The organism is Bifidobacterium favimelis (assembly GCF_037963085.1).
Classification (GTDB): Bacteria; Actinomycetota; Actinomycetes; order Actinomycetales; family Bifidobacteriaceae; genus Bombiscardovia; species Bombiscardovia favimelis.
This window is the reverse complement of sequence record NZ_JBANDZ010000001.1, coordinates 175,197-192,305: the sequence shown is the minus strand read 5'-3', so window position 1 is coordinate 192,305 and position 17,109 is coordinate 175,197. Positions and strand designations below refer to the sequence as shown.

The following is a 17,109-nucleotide window of genomic DNA, read 5'->3' as shown; positions in this document are numbered from 1 at the left end:
CCGCACCTACATTGTCTTTTGCCATCCATGCAAAAGTTAGTCTAGTTTACTTCTCTGTCACTTACCACTTCCGGCACCGCATTTTGCGGTCCTTTTTTGCACCACCTACACGGCCTTCCCTCTTATGGCCGTGAATTTGTCCATTCCCTTTCCGTTGGAGACGGCGGGCCTCCGTTGGAGGCGGCAGGGCTCCGCAGGAGGCGGCGGACTCCACGGGACCCGCATACGAGGTTACCCCGCCATCGCCCATCGCCGCCAGGAGGACAGGGATCCGGCCTGATATCAACCCTTCATCCCCCCGGCCAGGGAGTAAGTGCCCAGAAAACGGTTGGCGATGACGTACATGACCACCACCGGAAGGGTGTAGATCAGGGAGAAGGCGGCCAGTTGGCCGTAGATGATCATCCCGTGCTGGCCGAAGAAGGAGTAGATGGTCACCGAGGCAGGCTGCTTGCTTGGCGAGAGGAGGAGCATGTAGGGGACGAAGAAGTTCCCCCAGGTACCCATCAGGATGAAGATGCTGACGGCCGCCAACCCCGGCTTCATCAGGGGGACCACGACCAGTCTCAGGGATTTGAGCATGCTGGCACCGTCCACCCAGGCGGCCTCCTCCAGCTCGACCGGCACCGAATCCATGAAATTCTTGGTCATCCAGATGGCCATGGGGAGGGAGGAGGCGGCCAGGAAGAGGATGGTCCCCGCCATGGAATCCAGGAGGTGGAGCATGACGAAGAGGGAGTAGACCGGCACCATGAGACAGGTGATGGGCAGGCAGGTGCCGAATAGGATGGTGTAAAGGAAGGGCTTGTTGAACCTTGACCTGTAGCGCGACAGGGGGTAGGCGCACAGCACGGCGCAGACCAGGACGATCAGCGTCACCACAGCCGAGATCATAAAACTGTTCCACAGGGGCAGGAAGGTCTGGTCCCTGGTCATGATGGCGGCGAAGTTCTTCAAAGTCCAGTGCTTGGGAATCCTGGTCTGGAAGGTGGCCTCCCCGTCGAAGGCTGCAAAGAAGAGCCAGAGGAGGGGGAGGACGAAGGCCACGAAGACCACCGCCATGGCCAGGTATGACAGGAAGGCCGCCATGCCGTGCCGGGTGGGCGAGGTGGGCGTGGTCAGCTTCCCCCGCCTGCGGGTCACCGGCCGATCTGGTGCCCCGGGCCGCGTGATTGCTTCACTCATTGGTTACCCCTTTCCCGTCCCTGAGGGCGTGGACGTAGACGATTCCGAAGATGGCCCCGATGAAGAGCATGACCACGGCGATGGCGCATCCATAGCCGATGTCGCCGAACTTGAAGGCCACCTTGTATGCGAAGACGGGCAGGGTGGTGCTCTTGTCCCCGGGCCCGCCTGAGGTCATGACGAAGATCAGGGTGAAGGCCGACATGGTCTGCAGGGTGATCAGCATGAGGTTGGTGACTATGGTCTGCTTGATGACGGGGACGGTGACGTGGATGAAGACCTGCCAGGCGTTGGCCCCGTCGACGACTGCGGCCTCCGTCAGGGACCGGTCCACCTCGCCGATCGCGGCCTGGTAGTTCATCATGGAGAAGGCCGTCCCCCTCCAGATGTTGGCCAGTATGACCGAGAACATGGGGAAGAGGTAGAGCCACTCCGACCCGTGCACGCCGAAGGCGGCCAGGATCTGATTGAGCGTGCCCTCCTTGGAGAAGAAGGCGTAGCAGGCGAAACCGGCCACCATCTCGGGCATGACCCAGGCGGCAACGACGGCCGTGGAGACCAGCTTGCCGGCGGTTTTGTTGGCCCTCTGGAGGAGGATGGCCAGGGCCAGTCCCAGGAGGTTCTGGGCGATGATGGCGCTGACCACGACGAAGATCACCGTCAGCCACACGGACCTGGGGAAACTGGGGTCGGTGAGCAGGTGTGAATAGTTCTTCATGCCGACGAAAGCGGGCTGGGTGGCCGTGGGGCCGCTCAGGGAGACGTTGGTCAGGGACCCGTAAAAGGCCCAGAGAATGGGGCCGAGCATGAAGACGGCCATGAGGACCAGGGCGGGCAGGACCGTCCAGTACCGTTTGGCAGTACGCATTATGGGCATTTCCTTTCCAGGACGGGAGGGCGGGGCGGGGCCCCCGCGGGCGTTGGAGGGGGCCGGGGGGGGCCCCCCCGGCGCCTTGGGCCGGCGCGGGGGCCGGCCGCACCCGGACCACCAGGCTCCTATTACCTGACGGCGACCTTGTCCTGGCCGACGATTCCGGTCACCGCCTGGTCGTAAGCCTTTGCCGCCTCATCGACCGACATGCCCCCGGTGACCACCTGCTCCGTGGCCTTCTGGATCTCCGCAGAGACCTTGGGGTACTCGGTCACGCTGGGACGGACATGGGTGTAGGCAAGGGCCTTGGTGGTGATTTCGGTGAAGGCGTTGGTGGCCAGGTACTTCGGGTCCTTGGCCACATCGGAGCGCACGGCTATCTTGGCCTCCGTGATGTCCTTCTCGAGGGAGAACTCCCTGCTGCACAGGATCTTGATGAATTCGAAGGCCAGCTTGGGGTCCTTGGATTTGCCACCCACGGCAAGGGTCCAACCGCCGGAAGAAGTCACGTACTCCGGTTTCCCGCCGTCCTGGCTGGGGAAGAGGGCGGCACCCAGGGTCTTCTCATAGTCGGGCCACTCCTTGGGGCCGCCCTTGATCCAGGTCGAGGGGAGCCAACTGCCGTCCAGGGCGAAGCCGATCTTATCGGCAGGCAGCCATTCCATGCTGATTATGCCGCCGATGTTGGCGTCCTGGGCCTGGGAGGGGGTGGGGGCATAGCCCTTGTCATATATGGTCTTGAGGAAGTTCAGGGAGTCCTTGAAACCCTGGGAGCCGATCGTCCATTTCCCGGAATCGGCATCCCTCAGGGCCTTGTCCCCCAGCTTGGTCCCGTAAAGCAGCTGGTAGAAGCTCTGCATGGAGGTCCCCTCCCCCACGGATGTTCCGGCGAACATGTTCATGGGGACTACACCCGGCACCTTCGCCTTTATTGTGGCTGCGGCATCCAAGAGGTCCTGCCAGTTGTGGGGCTGCCAGGGCATGGGTATCCCGGCCTTTTGGAAGACATGCTTGTTGTACCAGATGATGCGGGTGTCGGTGTCGACGGGGACCCCATAGACACCGTCCTTGCCGGTTCCTATCTTCTTGGCGGTGTCTATGTACTGTGTGTTCCAGTCATCCCACTTGTCGACGAAAGGCTTGATGTTGTATAGGTAACCGGCGTCCGCGTCGGCCTGGAGGCTGTCGGAATCCTGTGAAATGACATCGGGCGCGGTCTCCGGTGAACGCTGGGCCAGGGAGAGTTTGGTCTTATAGTCGGATTCCTGGGCCGAAATCGGCTGAAGTTCGATCTTCTTGCCCGGATGTTGGTCTTCGAATATCTTTTTTGCTTTTTTGACCTGAGAGTCAAACTGGGAGAACTGATCCGTCTTCTGATAGATGACCTTTATCGAATCCCCCCCCCCGCGGAAGAGGATGTCCCCCCGCAGGCCGACAGGCAGAGCACCGTCGACACAGCCAGGGCGGTCATAACCGACAGCTTCCTTTTTCTCGTGTTCATATCTGCTCCTTTGCACTTATGCGGTCCGGCCATGCACCACAGCATCTTGGACTTCTTGAGTTTCCGACCGGTCCGATTTAATAAATCTAAATGATTTATTAAGGGATTGCAAGTCCACCCCGCCGGCCCTGATTCGTCTCCCGATAACCCCGATTCAGACGGCCCGGGGCCAGGGAGGCCGGAATCACCGATCGCACCCCCACCCGGCCCCACCTGCAATGTCATTCACGGCCCTGTGCCTGGGCGCACAAGGTCAGCGGGGGCGGGAGGCGGCCACACGGCCGGCCCGGGAGGCCAGGTCGTCCAGATCGGCGATTTCCCGCCTGTTCTCCTCTGGCAGGGAGGCCGCCTGTTGGGCAAAGGCCCCCCTGCCGTATCGGCGGTCCACCGCCGCTCGGATGAGGAAGTCGGCCACCGCAGGGTTCTTGGGCAGAAGGGAACCGTGCATGTAGGTTCCTATCACGTTGCCGACACGGGCCCCCTCGGTCCGGTCCTCACCGTTGTTGCCGCAGCCCTGGGCGTCCACCGTCCCAAGGGGCCGGACACCGTCATCCAGGTAGGTCTGCCCGGAATGGTTCTCGTAGCCGATCACATCACCGAAGCCGTCCGTGTGGTCGACCAGGTTGCCGATCATGCGGCGGTCCCGCCCCACCGTGTGGGCCCCGATTATTCCGATGCCCTCCAGACGGTCACCTGCCGAGGTCTGGAAATAGTCGCCGAAGAGTTGGTAGAGGCCGCAGATCATCAGCATGGGGGTTCCGTCATCGGCCAGGGCATGCAGGACCGGACCCCTGGCCGCCAGGTCCTCCATGATCCGTCCCTGCCCCTGATCCTGACCGCCACCGCCCAGTACCAGGTCGACCCGGTCGGGCCAGACCCCGCCGGGGTCGTAATAGTGGACGGAGGGGGCGAAGCCGTAGAGCCCGGCCCGCCGAGCCACGGTCAGGATGTTGCCCGAATCCCCGTAGATGTTCATGTCCCGGTGGTACAGGGACATGATGTCGATCGGGGGACGGTCCTGCGTGGCTTCCCCCGCCGCCTCCGCCGGCACCTTGGTCTTCTCGCTCATGTTCTCACCCCTTGAATCGATGCTCCGGCACCGCCCGTCATGAAGTTCGCCCTCCCGGCTTGTGCGTCCGCCCGCCTGGCCGTGACGGTCTCAGACCCCCACACCGGCATCCGGCACGGAGGTCAGCCTCCCCAGGGCCGCCCTCAGGCGGAGCATGGAGGTGTACGTGCAGTATATGCGCTTGGGTCTGTCGGGATGCGCCTGGAGGAAGGTGGTCAGGGCCTGGTCCAGGTCGGGCAGGACGGACCGGACCGGAACCTGGTCGTAGCTCAGACGCAGGGCCATGTCGTAGGCACGGGTGCCGGAGACGACCTCCACCCCGGAATCCCGCAGGGAGGTGAAGTCCACATCCCAGAGCCAGCTCATGTCCCTCCCGTCGGCGTATTCATCACGGATGGCGATCATCGTGTCCTGCCCCTCCGGGTCGAAGGAGGCCAGGGCCAGCCTGAACCCCATCGGGTTCTTCACCAGGACCAGCTCGACGGGCTGGCCCCGGTAGTCGATGATCTCACCCCTTCCGAAGGCCGGGGTCACCTGGCTCAGGGCCTGCATCAGCCTGCCGTCGTCCGGCTCCGTCCCCTCCATGACGGCCCTGACCGTCGCCAGGGCGGCCGCCGCGTTGAAGAGGTTGTACACCCCCTCCAACCTGACCCGGGTCCGGACGGTCCTGCCTTCGACCAGGAAGGTGGCGGCATGGTCACCCACCGATTCCAGAACCACATCGGCCGGCAGCGCGTGCCCGGGGGAGGGACCGGACCCTTCCTCATGGGCGGGGGCCGCCCCGGGGCCGCCCACCAGCGGGCCCGTATCGGACCCACGGGAATCCGCCGCACGCTGATCCCCTGCCCCTCCTTCGGCCGGGACCCCCATGTCGTCATCCGTCGGGAAGGAGGTGAGCAGGTCATCCGCCAGGCCGAAATAGGCCACCTTGGTCCCTGCGGGGGCCTGTCCGGCCAGGGCCCTGATACGGGGGTCCTCCCGGTTGAGCACCAGGGTACCCGTGGTCGCCCGGGCCACATGCGCCAGGAGGCGGGCCGTGTTGTCGATCTCCCCGAACCGGTCCAGCTGGTCCCTCATGACGTTGAGAAGGAGGGCGTAGCGGGGCCTGACCTGCTCGACGAAGTGGACGGCGTAGGCCTCGTCCAGTTCCAGCACGGCGACGTCGGCATCCAACCGCCCGCCGGGCCCCAGGGCGGAAACGAGGGCGGAAACCACCCCCCGCGTGAAGTTGGATCCGGTCGGGTTGGTGAAGACCTTGAGCCCCAGCGCCTCCAGGATGGAGGCGATCATCCTGGTCGTGGTGGTCTTCCCGTTGGTGCCGGAGACCAGGACCACCCCCCTGGGCAGGCGGGCCAGGGTCCGGGCCAGGAAGGTGGGATCCAGCCGCTCCACCACCTTGCCCGGGAGGGCGGAACCGCCATGATGGGTCAGTCGTGACAGGGCCCTGACCGCCCTCCCCGCGGGGAGGGCGGCAAAGGAGTACCAGTGGCGCCTGGGGGCGGCCGCCTCCGGGTCGGCCCCGGACTCAGCCCCCGGCCGGTCCTGCCGCAGTCCCCTCCCGTCACCGTCCCTTACGGGCGTCATGTCACACCCCTCCTTGCTGGTAGTCCTGGGGCATGTCCTTGAACTTGGACTTCTCACCCAGGAAGGCCAGTTGGAAGGTGTCGGTGGGCCCGTTGCGGTGCTTGGCCATGATGATGTCGGCCTCGCCCGGCCGGTCCTCCTTGTCGTAGAAATCGGGCCGGTGCACCAGGAAGACCACGTCGGCATCCTGTTCGATCGAACCGGACTCACGCAGGTCGGAGAGCATGGGCTTCTTGTCGTTGCGCATTTCGGGACCACGGTTGAGCTGGCTGAGGGCCACCACGGGGACCTCCAGCTCCTTGGCCAGCAGCTTCAGGGCGCGCGAAAAGTCCGAAACCTCCTGTTGGCGGGACTCGACTCGCTTGCCCGAGGTCATCAGCTGGAGGTAGTCGATGACCACCAGCTTGAGGTCGTTGGTCTGCTTGAGCCGACGGCATTTCGCCCTGATCTCCATCAGGCTCATGTTGGGGGAGTCATCGATGAAGAGGGGGGCGTTTTGCAGTTTGCTCCAGAAGTTGTTGAGGACGTTCCAACGCTCGGGCGTCACGTCGTCTGCCCTCCTCAGGGCCACCAGGGGGATGTCCGTCTCCGCCGAGATGATGCGCTGGGCCAACTCGGTCTTGCTCATCTCCAGGGAGAAGACGATGGTGGTCATGTTGTGGTGGAGGGCGGCCGAACGCGCGAAGTCGATGCCCAGGGTGGACTTGCCCATGGCCGGACGACCCGCAACGACGATCATCTGGCCGGGCTGCAGACCCTGGGTCACGTCGTCTATGCTCTTGAAGCCCGTGGGTACGCCCTTCTCCATCTCCCCGTTCTGCAGTTTGTCCAACTGCTCCAGGGTGTCGTGGACCACAGGGCCGATGGCTTCGTAATCCTGACGGACCTTGCCCACACTCATCTCGTAGACCTCGGCCTGCGCCAGGTTGACGATGTCTTCGGCCTGGGACCCCTCGGCGGAATATCCCAGCTGGGCTATCTTGGTCCCTGCGGCGATCACGTTGCGCAGGATGGCCCTCTGATGGACGATTTCCGCGTAATAGGTGGCGTTGGCGGCCGTGGGGACGGAGGCGACCAGGGAGTGGAGGTAGTCGGTGCCCCCCACCTTCTCCAGGTCTCCGGATTTGAGCAGCTCGTTGGCGACCAGGACGGCATCCACCGGCTGGGAGGCCGAGAACAACGTGATGATGGCCTCGTAGATGGTCTGGTGCTTGGGCTGGTAGAAGTCGGAGATGTCAATCATCTGACTGACCTCACCGATGGCGTCCTTGCTCATCAGCATCCCGCCCAGGACTGCCATCTCCGCATCGTCATCATGCGGGGGGATCCTGTCGAAGAGGGCGTCGCGCCCCCCGCCGTGTCCGGTGTCCGGGCCCTGTCCGTGATTGGAGAAGTCGCTGTATTCGTCGGTTGCCATATGCCCGATTCTACGGTCTGGCCCTCCTGGTTCGACCCACAGGGGAAGTTTCCGCCCAAGGCGTTTACAGGTCCGCGACGGCGGGGTTTGGGCGGGCGAAAAGCAGATGCCGGGACGGAATCATACAGGTGGTCCAGCCGCACGTACATGATTCCTACACATCTCCATGCGTGTCGTCGTGAGTTCCCGTAGTAGTCACTAATGATCCGGCATAATGTGGACAGAAAGAAAAGTTATCCACAATCTAGGCGTGTCACAGAGGACATTCCACAAAGTTATCCACCTGATGGGTATAACTCTGTGTAAAACGTGGGGACAGGCCAGATTCAAGATGGACCCACTTGCATAAGGACCTTAAAAGTGATAGCCGCCAGCCGCCCAGATGACCGGAAGAGGGTTCGTTCACCATACGACCACAGACGGTCCGCAGAACGGATGCTCCCCGGGCGGTAACATGACGCTCATGCGCATGAATGACGGCAGGGACCACGGGGGCGCCCAACAGGTCAGCGAACCGGAAAATGCAGGAAAGGGGGCGGGCAGATCAGCCGCCTACCGATCCATTGTGACCCTGGCCATACCGACCTTCGGCCAGCTGATTGCAGCCCCCCTCTTCGTCATGATCGACACGGCCATCGTCGGGCATGTCAGCGACACAGCCTTGGCCGGCCTGTCGATCGGTTCGACCGTGGTGCTGACCACGGTGGGGCTCTGTGTCTTCCTGGCTTACGGGACGACCTCCCAGGTGGCCCGCCTGATCGGGGCCGGCCGCCGCCGGGAGGGCATGGAGACGGGGATCGACGGGATGTGGCTTGCCCTCTTCATCGGCCTTGTGGTCTGCGCCCTCCTTTTCGCCTTCAGCACCCCCCTTTGCAGGATGATGGGCGCCAGGGGCCGGGTACTCGTCGACGCCAGGACCTACCTCCGGGCCCTCCTGCCTGGCCTGCCCGCCATGCTCCTGGTCTATGCGGCCAACGGGATCTTCAGGGGGTTGCAGAAGGTGAATGTGACCCTGGTGGCAGCCGTGTCCGGGGCCATCCTCAATACGGTCCTGGAAGTCATCTTCGTCTTCGGCTTCCATTGGGGAATTCTCGGTTCGGGCACCGCAACCCTGATCGCCGAGTGGTATATGGGGGTCTTCCTGACCGTCCCCGCCCTGGTCTGGGCCAGGAGGGAGGGAGCCAGCTGGAGGCCCCGGATGCGGGGAATCGTCGGGAGCATGGGAGAGGGCGTCCCCCTCTTCTTGAGGACCCTGGCCCTGCGCGTCTGCCTGTTCTCCACCGTGGTGGCCGCCGCCCACCTGGGCGACCAGGTCCTGGCCGCCTACCAGGGAGTCAACTCGGCCTGGAACTTCGGGCTGAACATGCTGGATGCCGTCGGCATAGCCGGCCAGTCCCTGGTGGCCACCGAACTGGGTGCACGCAGGAGGGGCCAGGCCCGGACCATGACCGACATCTCGGCAAGGGCGGGGATGATCATGGGGGTGGGCGTCGGCCTGATCATGGTCTGCCTGGGCCTCTTCGCAGCCCCACTCTTCAGCCCGACCCCGGCCATAAGAAGCCTGATCACCGTGGGGATGATCGTACAGGGGGTCTTCATGCCCATAGCCGGCTGGATGTGGGCCCTGGACGGCATCCTCATCGGTGCCGCCGACTACCGCTACCTGGCCGCCACCTGCTCGCTGACGGCTGTCATCTATGTGGCCTGCCTGTCCGGCTTGACCCTCCTTGCCCGGGATTGGGCTCCCGTCTGGCGGATCGTCATGCTCTGGGGGGCCATCAACGTCCTCTACATAGGCATCAGGGCAATCAGCAACGGCCTGCGCGTGCGGACGGACACATGGATGAATCGCGCCATGGCCACGGTCTGATTGCAGGGCCGCCCGGGCGCATGACACATGCACCGGGGCCTGCCGGAGCCGACGGACCACCGCCGGTGGGCACCCGGATGGGCACAGTCGGCTCCAGCCGCGTCCGCAGCCGGGTCACTGCCTGCTCACAGGGCCTGGGAACCGGTCTCCCCCGTACGCACGCGGGTGACGGAATCCACAGGGGTCACCCATACCTTCCCGTCACCTATGGTGCCAGTGGCGGCCGTTCGGACGATCAGGTCCACCAGGCCCTGGGCATCGTCATCGTCGACGACCACCTCCACTTTCATCTTGGAAACGAGGTCGGCCTGGTACCGCACCCCCCGGTAGACCTCCTCGTGCCCTGCCTGATGGCCGAACCCGTTCACCGACGAAACCGTCATGCCGGCGACCCCTGCCTCGGACAGTCCCTTCTTCACCTCGCCCAGCTTCTGCGGCTGGATGATGGCCGTGATGAGCTTCATCGTCACCTGCCTCCTTGCAACATCGAGAACGCGGCATCGGCCGCATCCGAAAGACCGTAGGCCGTCTCGCCCTGGTCCGCACGATCCACGCCGATGGCCTCCTCCTGGTCGCTGACCCTCCAGCCCATGGTCTTTTCGAGGGGGAAGGCGATGACGGCGGTCATCACGGCCGAGAAGATGACCACCATCAGGACCACAACCAGCTGTACCAGGAGCTGGCGGAAGCCCCCACCTGCGAAGAGGCCTGTATCCGCGGCGAAGACCCCCACCAGGAGGGTGCCAAGGAGACCGGCCACCCCATGGATTCCCACCACGTCCAGGGAGTCGTCATAGCCGAAGCGGAACTTCAACCCGCAGGCGAGGCAACAGGCGATGCCAGCCAGGAGTCCAGTCACGATGGCCCAAAGGGGGGAGACCGCATCCGCGCAGGGGGTGATGGCCACGAGACCGGAGACCATGCCGGAGGCGGCTCCCACCGCCGTGTAATGTCCGGAGCGGATCTTCTCGGTGAAAAGCCAACCCAGGGTGGCCGCGCTTGCCGCTATCGCGGTCGACAGCCAGGCGTAGCCGGCGGTCCCGTCAGCGGCGAAGGCCGAGCCGGCATTGAAACCGAACCAGCCGAACCAAAGGAGGAAGGCCCCCAGCATGACCATCGGCACGTTGTGGGGGCGCATGGCTTTCTCCCGGAAACCGGACCGCCTGCCGATGATGAGGACGATGACCAAGGCCGCCACGGCGGCGTTGACATGGATGACCGTACCGCCGGCGAAGTCATGGAAGGCGGCTCCTATGGCGTTGGAGACGGCACCGTCGGCCGAGAGAAGTCCATGGTTCCAGACCATGTGGGCCAGCGGTGAGTAATCCAGAGAGACCCAAAGAGCCACGAAGACCATCCAGGTGCTGATCTTGACCCGCTCGGCCAGGGCGCCGGATATGAGGGCCACCGCAATCATGGCGAAGGCCAGTTGGAAGGCGATGTCAATGGTGTGGGGGTATGCGGCCCCGCGCGGGTTGATGGCCGTGAAGACCCCGTCCTTGGCCGTCACCGAGTCACGCAGGAGGAAGCCGGTCACCGGGTCACCGAAAATCCCGCCCAGGTCCTTGCCCGCATAGGCGATCGACCAACCCCAGAGGGTCCATACCAGACCGGTGACCACGATGGCCACGGTCGACATCATCATCATGTTGAGCACGGCCTTGGCCCTGACCATGCCCCCGTAGAAGAAGGCCAGCGCAGGGGTCATGAGGAAGACCATCCCCGCTGCCATCAGCATCCATGCGGCATTGCCAGAATCCATGCTCAACCTCTTTCGACCCTCGTGCAGTTTCAGCACCTGCCGTCACTCAGGCAGGCGACCGGTTCGATTCTAACCATCGGATGGGGGGCTGCCGTTTCACCCTTCGCCCAGAATGCCGTCGACGAAGGATTCCGGGTTGAACGGGGAGAGATCGTCAGGCCCCTCGCCCACACCCACCAGTTTCACAGGGACGCCGAGCTCCCGCTGGACCGAGATGACGATTCCTCCCTTGGCGGACCCATCCAGCTTGGTCAGGACGATGCCCGTGATCCCGATGGCCTCCGCAAAGACCCGGGCCTGCGTCATCCCGTTCTGGCCGGTGGTCGCGTCCAGGACCAGGAGGACCTCATCCACAGGCAGGTTCTTTTCGACCACGCGGCGGATCTTGCCCAGCTGGTCCATGAGGTTGGCCTTGTTCTGCAGACGGCCGGCCGTGTCGACGATGAGGATGTCGGCACCGCACTCCTGCGCCTTTCGGGAGGCCTCAAAGGCCACGGAGGCAGGGTCGGCGCCCTCCCTGTCGCTGCGGACCACCGGGACCCCCACCTTGCTCCCCCAGGTCTCCAGCTGGTCCGCCGCCGCGGCACGGAAGGTGTCCGCGGCCGCCATGATCACCGACTTGCCGGCCCCCACGAAGAGGCGGGCCAACTTCCCGGCCGTGGTGGTCTTCCCCGTCCCGTTGACCCCGACCATGATGATGACCGACGGCTTGGCGGCTCCTTGCCTGTCCGCCGCCAGGGAACGGTCCATGGACGGGTCGACCAGGGCGATCAGCTTTTCACGAAGCATGGCCTTGACGGCCGCCGGGTCCTTCTCCCCCGTGACCCTGGCATCCGAGCGGAGGTCATCGACCAGCTGGCCGCTGGCCTCGGCCCCCACATCAGCCATGAGGAGGGTGTCTTCCACATCCTCCCAGTCGGACTCGTCCAGGTGGTCCTTGGTGAGAATGGAGAACAGCGCCTTGCCGAAGGGATTGGGGCTCTTGGCCAGCCGCGCCCTGAGCCTGGTAAGTCGGGAGGCCGGGGTAGCCGGGGTCACCACGGCAGAAGCGGACTGGGGGGGCCGGGCCGGTTGAGCCGCCCCCTCGCCGGCACTGCCGGAACGGGCGGACGGCCCCTGGGCGCCCGCCCCTCCCTCAGTCTGGCCCTGCAGGGGTTCTCTGCCCGAAGGCCCTTGCCCCCTGCCCTCCCGCGAGGAGGACCCCTCCTGGTCTTCGGCCTCCTGCGTCCGCTGGAGGCCGCTCTCCCTGCGACGTGACAGGAAGAACCAGATGCCGGCCACGACCAGGATCAGGACGACGACAGCTACGACGGCGATGATGCTCTTGGTATCCATACAGGTAAGCCTAAAGTCGCGAAAGGACACGGCCGAAGACTGGTCAGGCCGCCCACCTGCCGATCAGGCCTCCCGGGGGTCGGTCACTTATGGGCCGGCGCGCTTGCGGACGGTCCCTTGGCCTGGGCCACGGCCGGCAGGACCTCGGATGTCACGGCCAGGGGCTCCGCCTGCTCTGACGGTTCCCGCCCATCCTTGGGATCTTCAATACCTGCTCGATCAACCTGGTCCTCCTTGAGGGAGGGCCCGTGGCCAGGGTCGGCCGCGAGAGGGGGCCGTCCTCCAGGGGCGGGGGCATCCTGGAGGGCCTCCCCCTTCTTGTGGATGTCGTCCCCTTCGCCGGCAGCGGTCACATGACCCTGCCCCCCTGCCGTCGGAACCACCTCGGCAGGGGACTCGAACTCTGCGGTCCTCGCACCCGGCCCACCCCAGGGAGCAGGAATCTGACGGCCCAAAGGCAGGTGCACATGTATCTCGCCTGTGGTGGCTGAGGTCAGAAGGGCCCTCATCTCGACCACGGAGGACGAGTTGACGTAGACGGGACAGGCCAGGGAGATGATCCCATCCGCACCGGGTTCATCATCCTGGTCCTTCATGCGGGGAGGGAAGGAGAGCCTTCCACCGGCCATCCGAGGCAGGCGGTCCAAAGCCTCACGGTCGCGCATCGCGGCCCTGTGGATGCGTTTGTCGAGTGCCTGGGAGAAGGCACGGTCGAGAGACTCGCCCTGGGCGAGCCGGAGCACCATGACCACGAATGCCACCACTACGAGCACCCAGACACCGACGATAATCCACACCATGGTTTTCATTGTCTCAGAAACCACCGGCAGACGCGCTACATCGCACAAACAAACCAACCTGCTTCACACATGGCCCGGTTCGTCGGGCGCAGGCGGAGACGAACCGAACACGGCAGAAATCAGCCAAGCGACAGGAAGACCGATGCCCACCGGGACGAGCGGGCCTCCGTTCACAAATCGATCCAGTAACGCTCGGTCGGCCGGCCCTCGTCGTTCTCCCGGACATCCTCCAGGACTCCCCCGGCGGCCATTATGGTCCGGCGGCTGCCCTCATTGGCGGGGGAACATGTGATCAAGACGCGGTCCAACCCGTTGCGACGGGCCTGGACCAGACAGTCGGCCAGCATCTGGCTGGCATAACCCCGCCTGCGCCGGTCGGGACGTACCGAGTAACCGATGTTCCCCCCGTTCCGGAGGAGGTAATCGTTTAGCCCCAGGCGGAGTTGGATCATTCCCACCAGATCGTCGTCCCGGTCCAAAGCATAGAACTGCAGGGCCGGCACCCGCCCTTCAGGCAGGTTCCTTCCGGAGGCCTCCGCGGTGCAATCCGTGACCCAATCCCGTTCCGCCTGGATCTGGGATGCATAGTCCCCCAGTTTGCCCACGCCCGCCAGTTCATCCCCTGGCCGGCTGCGACAGGCTTGGATGAAGTACCAGGCGGCAGGCAGATAGGAACGGGAGGCCTCTGTGACCTCTTCCAGACGAATGCTCATCGGCGCCCCTTTCGGCACCCCGGACGGGGGCCCAGACACAACGCCCGAGGGGCCCCGGGCCGGGCCAAGCGTGGCGTTCGGAACCGCAGAGGGCCCACGCAACCCCCGTACGGGTTGTGATTGCCGCCAAGCCTAGCAGACGGATGGCAGCAAGGCACATGATGCGGTGGCCCCCTGTGCAAGGTTCCGGATACAGGGGAAGGCAGGCCGCCGTATCACATTCGAGGCCTGCCCTCCCCGACACCGGTCACAGCACGTACGCAGGGACCATCGCGGCCCCGGCTATCGGTTCCCCTATCTCACTCGCATTCACAGGCCAGGCAGGTGGACAGGGCCACCGGGCCACGGGAACGAGTCACACGGACCTCCATGTGATTTGTGGCTATGGGATCGAAGTGGGCGAAGTGCTGATAACCAACGGCGCCCACCTCGGCCACCTGACGGATGTTCCCGTCCACATCCGCGCTGACGCCGATCTGCTCAATCCGCTGGCCGGCCTCGATGTACTCGCGCAGGACCAGTCCGTCGATCCGGCGGGGACGGTCGAAGTCGATGGTGACGGTCGGGGCCTCGTCATCCTCCCCGGCCTGCCACCGGCCCGAGCCCTCATCGGCAGACAGGAGGGCCTGGGGGTCGTCACCGCCTGCGTTGGAAGAGACGGTCACCCTGGCACCTGCGGTGACGGTGTCCTCCCAAAACTCCTGGATCTTCCTGCCCAGGCCTGTCAGGGAGTCCACATCGGGCTGGCTGATCCGTCCCTGGGCGTTGGGCGGCACATTGAGCAGGAGGTTGGCGTTCCCTCCCACGGTGGTGGACCAGATGTCGAAGAGCTCGTCCGCCGTGCGGACCTTGTCATCCTCGGTGACGTGATGGAACCAGCCGGGACGGATGGAGGTGTCGACCTCGGCCGGGTACCAGACCAGGGGGCCACCATACTGCTCAAGGACGCTGCGGCTGCCCAGATCCTCGTCTTCCGAGCGCATGCGCCAATCAGGGTTCGCGCGCCCGGTCTGCTCCTCCTTGCCCATCTTCCACTCCGCCTGGCGCAGGGAGGCCGGGACCACGCTCCACTCGTTCTCGCGGGCCTTGCCGGCCTCGTTGCCGCACCAGCGGACATCGGGCCCGCAGATGCTGATGACCGCCTCGGGCTGGAGTGCCCTTATCACGTCGAAGTAACGCCGCCAGTCGTAGGCCTGGGTCTTGCCATTGGGGCCCTCGCCATTGGCCCCGTCCATCCAGACGCTGAAGATGGGCCCATAGTGGGTCAGGAGCTCGATCAGCTGGTTGACGTAATAGTCGTCATAGGCCTTGCCCTGTCCGTATGCCGCCTCGGTCCTGTCCCAAGGGGACAGGTAGACGCCGAACTTGAGACCGTGGCGGCGGGCCGCCTGGGAGACCTCGCGGACCACGTCGCCCTTGCCGCCCTTCCAGGGGGAATTGGCCACACTGTGCTCAGTGTAGGCACTGGGCCACAGGCAGAAACCATCGTGGTGCTTGCAGGTGAGAATCACCCCGGTCATGCCGGCGGCCTTGAAGGTCTCCATCCACTGGTCGCAATCCAGGCTCTCAGGGTTGAAGAGGGCGGGGTCCTCGTGGCCCAGGCCCCATTCGCGGTCGGTCATCGTGTTCATGCCAAAGTGCATGAAGGCATACATCTCCATGCGCTGCCAATCGAGCTGACGTCGGGACGGCTTGATATTGGCGAGATAATCCAGATTCATCGGAATCCTTCCTTGGAATTCGTCTTGTCGGTGGGTTGCCTGGGTCTACGGCCTCCTAGCGGCTCCTGCACTCCATTGTCCGTTGTCTGCTCATTCCCCAGCGGGCAGCCGGGACCCAATTGACTAACTTACCCGACCATGGCTACGAAGGAAACCGACATGCACGTGTCTCGCCCTGCTATGCGGAGCTGGAGGAATGTAAAGGCAAAGGGCCCCGGACTGAGGCGAGGAACGTCAACCGGGGGGCGGTCTCCTGCGACCCAGTCGAGCCGGGGCTCACCGCGCCTGGCGGTGCAGATCGTTTGCTGTGCGCAGGACCCGGGAGGTGGCGAAGGCCGCCGGGTTTCCCACGGGTGCCGAGGTGATGTGCCAGGTGACTGATTCACCGGGCAGGAGGGTGACCATCCCGCCGTCGATGGAAGCAGCTGGATTGACCTTGTCGACCAGGCAGAAGACATCTCGGGCGTAGGACCGGGCTGTGATGGACAGTTGGTAGCCACCCTCCACGGTCTGGACGGATGCCTCAAGGGGGTCTGGATCGAGGGTCTGAGCCACCACCTCGGCCGGGTTGTAGATGACCCTGGCGAAGCCCGGCTGGCTGGGCAGGGCCACCAGAATCTCCTTGGTGGGGTCGTCAAAGGAGGCCACAGCAGGATCCAGAACCACATCAGCCTGTCCGCCGGCCGCAATGGAGACGGGGACGGTCTGATCGGCCAGTACGGTCCCGTCCAACCGGCGGCGTTCCACCCGCCACTGGCCCTCCCATGCCCGGCGTGTGTCGTTGACCATGATCAGCGCAAGCTGGTCCGGGGGCACAGGCATGCCGGCCCAGCTGTGTTCCGCACGGTAGGTTTCGGAGACCTTGGGCTGGATGCTGGCCAGGCAGGGGGCGAAGAAGTCACGCGAAGCGAACCACAGGGGCTTGCGATGTCCGTCATAATCCACTGCCGCCCATGAAATCACCGGCCAGTCGTCGTTGAGCTGCCAGACCAGAGTACCGGCATTTACCGGCTCCAGCGAGCGCATGTACTCCACCCCGAACCGGATGGCCTGCGCCTGCTGCAGCTGACAGGCCCAATGCCAGTCCTCGATGTCCTCCCAACGGTCACTGGGAATCAGCCAGGAGTGCTCCCCGTCCGAACGGCTGCCGTTGACCACACCCCCGTAGCTGATGTCGTAGAAGTCGCCCGGGGTCAGGTGGGAACGCATGCCACGGGCCAGCTTGACATTGCCGTCCAGAGCCTTCTGGTGGACCAGCATCTGGGGGCCGAAGGGGTCCAG

At 64.6% G+C, this 17,109-nt stretch carries 13 protein-coding genes and 1 pseudogene; 1 reads left to right on the top strand and 13 read right to left on the bottom strand.

Annotated features, from left to right (window positions below; all coding sequences use genetic code 11):
- Nucleotides 1-282 precede the first annotated feature (282 nt).
- The 6 genes from V6584_RS00705 to dnaB all read right to left on the bottom strand — a co-directional run bounded on the left by V6584_RS00705 (nucleotide 283) and on the right by dnaB (nucleotide 7,627).
- On the bottom strand, nucleotides 283-1,185 hold the full coding sequence (locus V6584_RS00705) for a carbohydrate ABC transporter permease (RefSeq protein ID WP_340468544.1): 903 nt from the start codon (nucleotides 1,183-1,185) through the stop codon (nucleotides 283-285).
- Entirely contained in the window at nucleotides 1,178-2,053 is an 876-nt protein-coding gene (locus V6584_RS00700) for a carbohydrate ABC transporter permease (protein ID WP_340468543.1), read from the bottom strand. The genes V6584_RS00705 and V6584_RS00700 overlap by 8 nt, the downstream gene beginning before the upstream one ends.
- 131 nt (nucleotides 2,054-2,184) lie before the next feature.
- Nucleotides 2,185-3,573, bottom strand: coding sequence for an extracellular solute-binding protein (locus V6584_RS00695; protein ID WP_340468542.1), 1,389 nt, complete (start codon nucleotides 3,571-3,573; stop codon nucleotides 2,185-2,187).
- Nucleotides 3,574-3,810: 237 nt separating this feature from the next.
- Entirely contained in the window at nucleotides 3,811-4,554 is a 744-nt protein-coding gene (locus V6584_RS00690) for a type 1 glutamine amidotransferase (protein ID WP_340469678.1), read from the bottom strand.
- Between the two features lie 162 nt (nucleotides 4,555-4,716).
- Nucleotides 4,717-6,210 (bottom strand): MurT ligase domain-containing protein, encoded by a 1,494-nt coding sequence (locus tag V6584_RS00685; protein ID WP_340468541.1) that lies wholly within the window; start codon nucleotides 6,208-6,210, stop codon nucleotides 4,717-4,719.
- A gap of 1 nt (nucleotide 6,211) precedes the next feature.
- Nucleotides 6,212-7,627, bottom strand: a complete 1,416-nt coding sequence (dnaB, locus tag V6584_RS00680) for a replicative DNA helicase (RefSeq protein WP_340468540.1) — start codon at nucleotides 7,625-7,627, stop codon at nucleotides 6,212-6,214.
- 463 nt (nucleotides 7,628-8,090) lie between these two features.
- Here dnaB and V6584_RS00675 point away from each other — a divergent pair, with 463 nt between their 5' ends.
- Nucleotides 8,091-9,497, top strand: a complete 1,407-nt coding sequence (locus V6584_RS00675) for an MATE family efflux transporter (RefSeq protein WP_340486100.1) — start codon at nucleotides 8,091-8,093, stop codon at nucleotides 9,495-9,497.
- Between the two features lie 125 nt (nucleotides 9,498-9,622).
- Here V6584_RS00675 and V6584_RS00670 read toward each other — a convergent pair whose 3' ends face one another.
- The 7 genes and pseudogenes from V6584_RS00670 to V6584_RS00640 all read right to left on the bottom strand — a co-directional run.
- Nucleotides 9,623-9,961: a P-II family nitrogen regulator gene (locus V6584_RS00670; protein ID WP_340468538.1), complete on the bottom strand. Its 339-nt coding sequence runs from the start codon at nucleotides 9,959-9,961 to the stop codon at nucleotides 9,623-9,625.
- Between the two features lie 2 nt (nucleotides 9,962-9,963).
- A complete protein-coding gene (locus V6584_RS00665) occupies nucleotides 9,964-11,259 on the bottom strand; it encodes an ammonium transporter (RefSeq protein ID WP_340468537.1) in 1,296 nt (431 codons plus the stop codon).
- 96 nt (nucleotides 11,260-11,355) lie between these two features.
- Nucleotides 11,356-12,594: a signal recognition particle-docking protein FtsY gene (gene ftsY, locus V6584_RS00660; RefSeq protein WP_340468536.1), complete on the bottom strand. Its 1,239-nt coding sequence runs from the start codon at nucleotides 12,592-12,594 to the stop codon at nucleotides 11,356-11,358.
- Nucleotides 12,595-12,677: 83 nt separating this feature from the next.
- Nucleotides 12,678-13,394: a hypothetical protein gene (locus V6584_RS00655; RefSeq protein WP_340468535.1), complete on the bottom strand. Its 717-nt coding sequence runs from the start codon at nucleotides 13,392-13,394 to the stop codon at nucleotides 12,678-12,680.
- Between the two features lie 170 nt (nucleotides 13,395-13,564).
- On the bottom strand, nucleotides 13,565-14,107 hold the full coding sequence (locus V6584_RS00650) for a GNAT family N-acetyltransferase (RefSeq protein WP_340468534.1): 543 nt from the start codon (nucleotides 14,105-14,107) through the stop codon (nucleotides 13,565-13,567).
- A 299-nt stretch (nucleotides 14,108-14,406) separates the two neighbouring features.
- Nucleotides 14,407-15,828, bottom strand: coding sequence for an alpha-L-fucosidase (locus V6584_RS00645; protein ID WP_340468533.1), 1,422 nt, complete (start codon nucleotides 15,826-15,828; stop codon nucleotides 14,407-14,409).
- A 276-nt stretch (nucleotides 15,829-16,104) separates the two neighbouring features.
- Nucleotides 16,105-17,109: pseudogene (locus V6584_RS00640) on the bottom strand (glycoside hydrolase family 2 protein); the annotation flags it as partial.

Excerpts from the sequence above, each read along its gene's own strand:
- ftsY (WP_340468536.1), bottom strand. The coding sequence starts at position 12,594 with ATGGATACCAAGAGCATCATCGCCGTCGTAGCTGTCGTCGTCCTGATC.
- V6584_RS00670 (WP_340468538.1), bottom strand. The coding sequence starts at position 9,961 with ATGAAGCTCATCACGGCCATCATCCAGCCGCAGAAGCTGGGCGAGGTG.
- V6584_RS00645 (WP_340468533.1), bottom strand. The coding sequence starts at position 15,828 with ATGAATCTGGATTATCTCGCCAATATCAAGCCGTCCCGACGTCAGCTC.
- V6584_RS00655 (WP_340468535.1), bottom strand. The coding sequence starts at position 13,394 with ATGGTGTGGATTATCGTCGGTGTCTGGGTGCTCGTAGTGGTGGCATTC.
- V6584_RS00700 (WP_340468543.1), bottom strand. The coding sequence starts at position 2,053 with ATGCGTACTGCCAAACGGTACTGGACGGTCCTGCCCGCCCTGGTCCTC.
- V6584_RS00685 (WP_340468541.1), bottom strand. The coding sequence starts at position 6,210 with ATGACGCCCGTAAGGGACGGTGACGGGAGGGGACTGCGGCAGGACCGG.
- dnaB (WP_340468540.1), bottom strand. The coding sequence starts at position 7,627 with ATGGCAACCGACGAATACAGCGACTTCTCCAATCACGGACAGGGCCCG.
- V6584_RS00675 (WP_340486100.1), top strand. The coding sequence starts at position 8,091 with ATGCGCATGAATGACGGCAGGGACCACGGGGGCGCCCAACAGGTCAGC.
- V6584_RS00650 (WP_340468534.1), bottom strand. The coding sequence starts at position 14,107 with ATGAGCATTCGTCTGGAAGAGGTCACAGAGGCCTCCCGTTCCTATCTG.
- V6584_RS00690 (WP_340469678.1), bottom strand. The coding sequence starts at position 4,554 with ATGTCCCTGTACCACCGGGACATGAACATCTACGGGGATTCGGGCAAC.
- V6584_RS00665 (WP_340468537.1), bottom strand. The coding sequence starts at position 11,259 with ATGGATTCTGGCAATGCCGCATGGATGCTGATGGCAGCGGGGATGGTC.
- V6584_RS00705 (WP_340468544.1), bottom strand. The coding sequence starts at position 1,185 with ATGAGTGAAGCAATCACGCGGCCCGGGGCACCAGATCGGCCGGTGACC.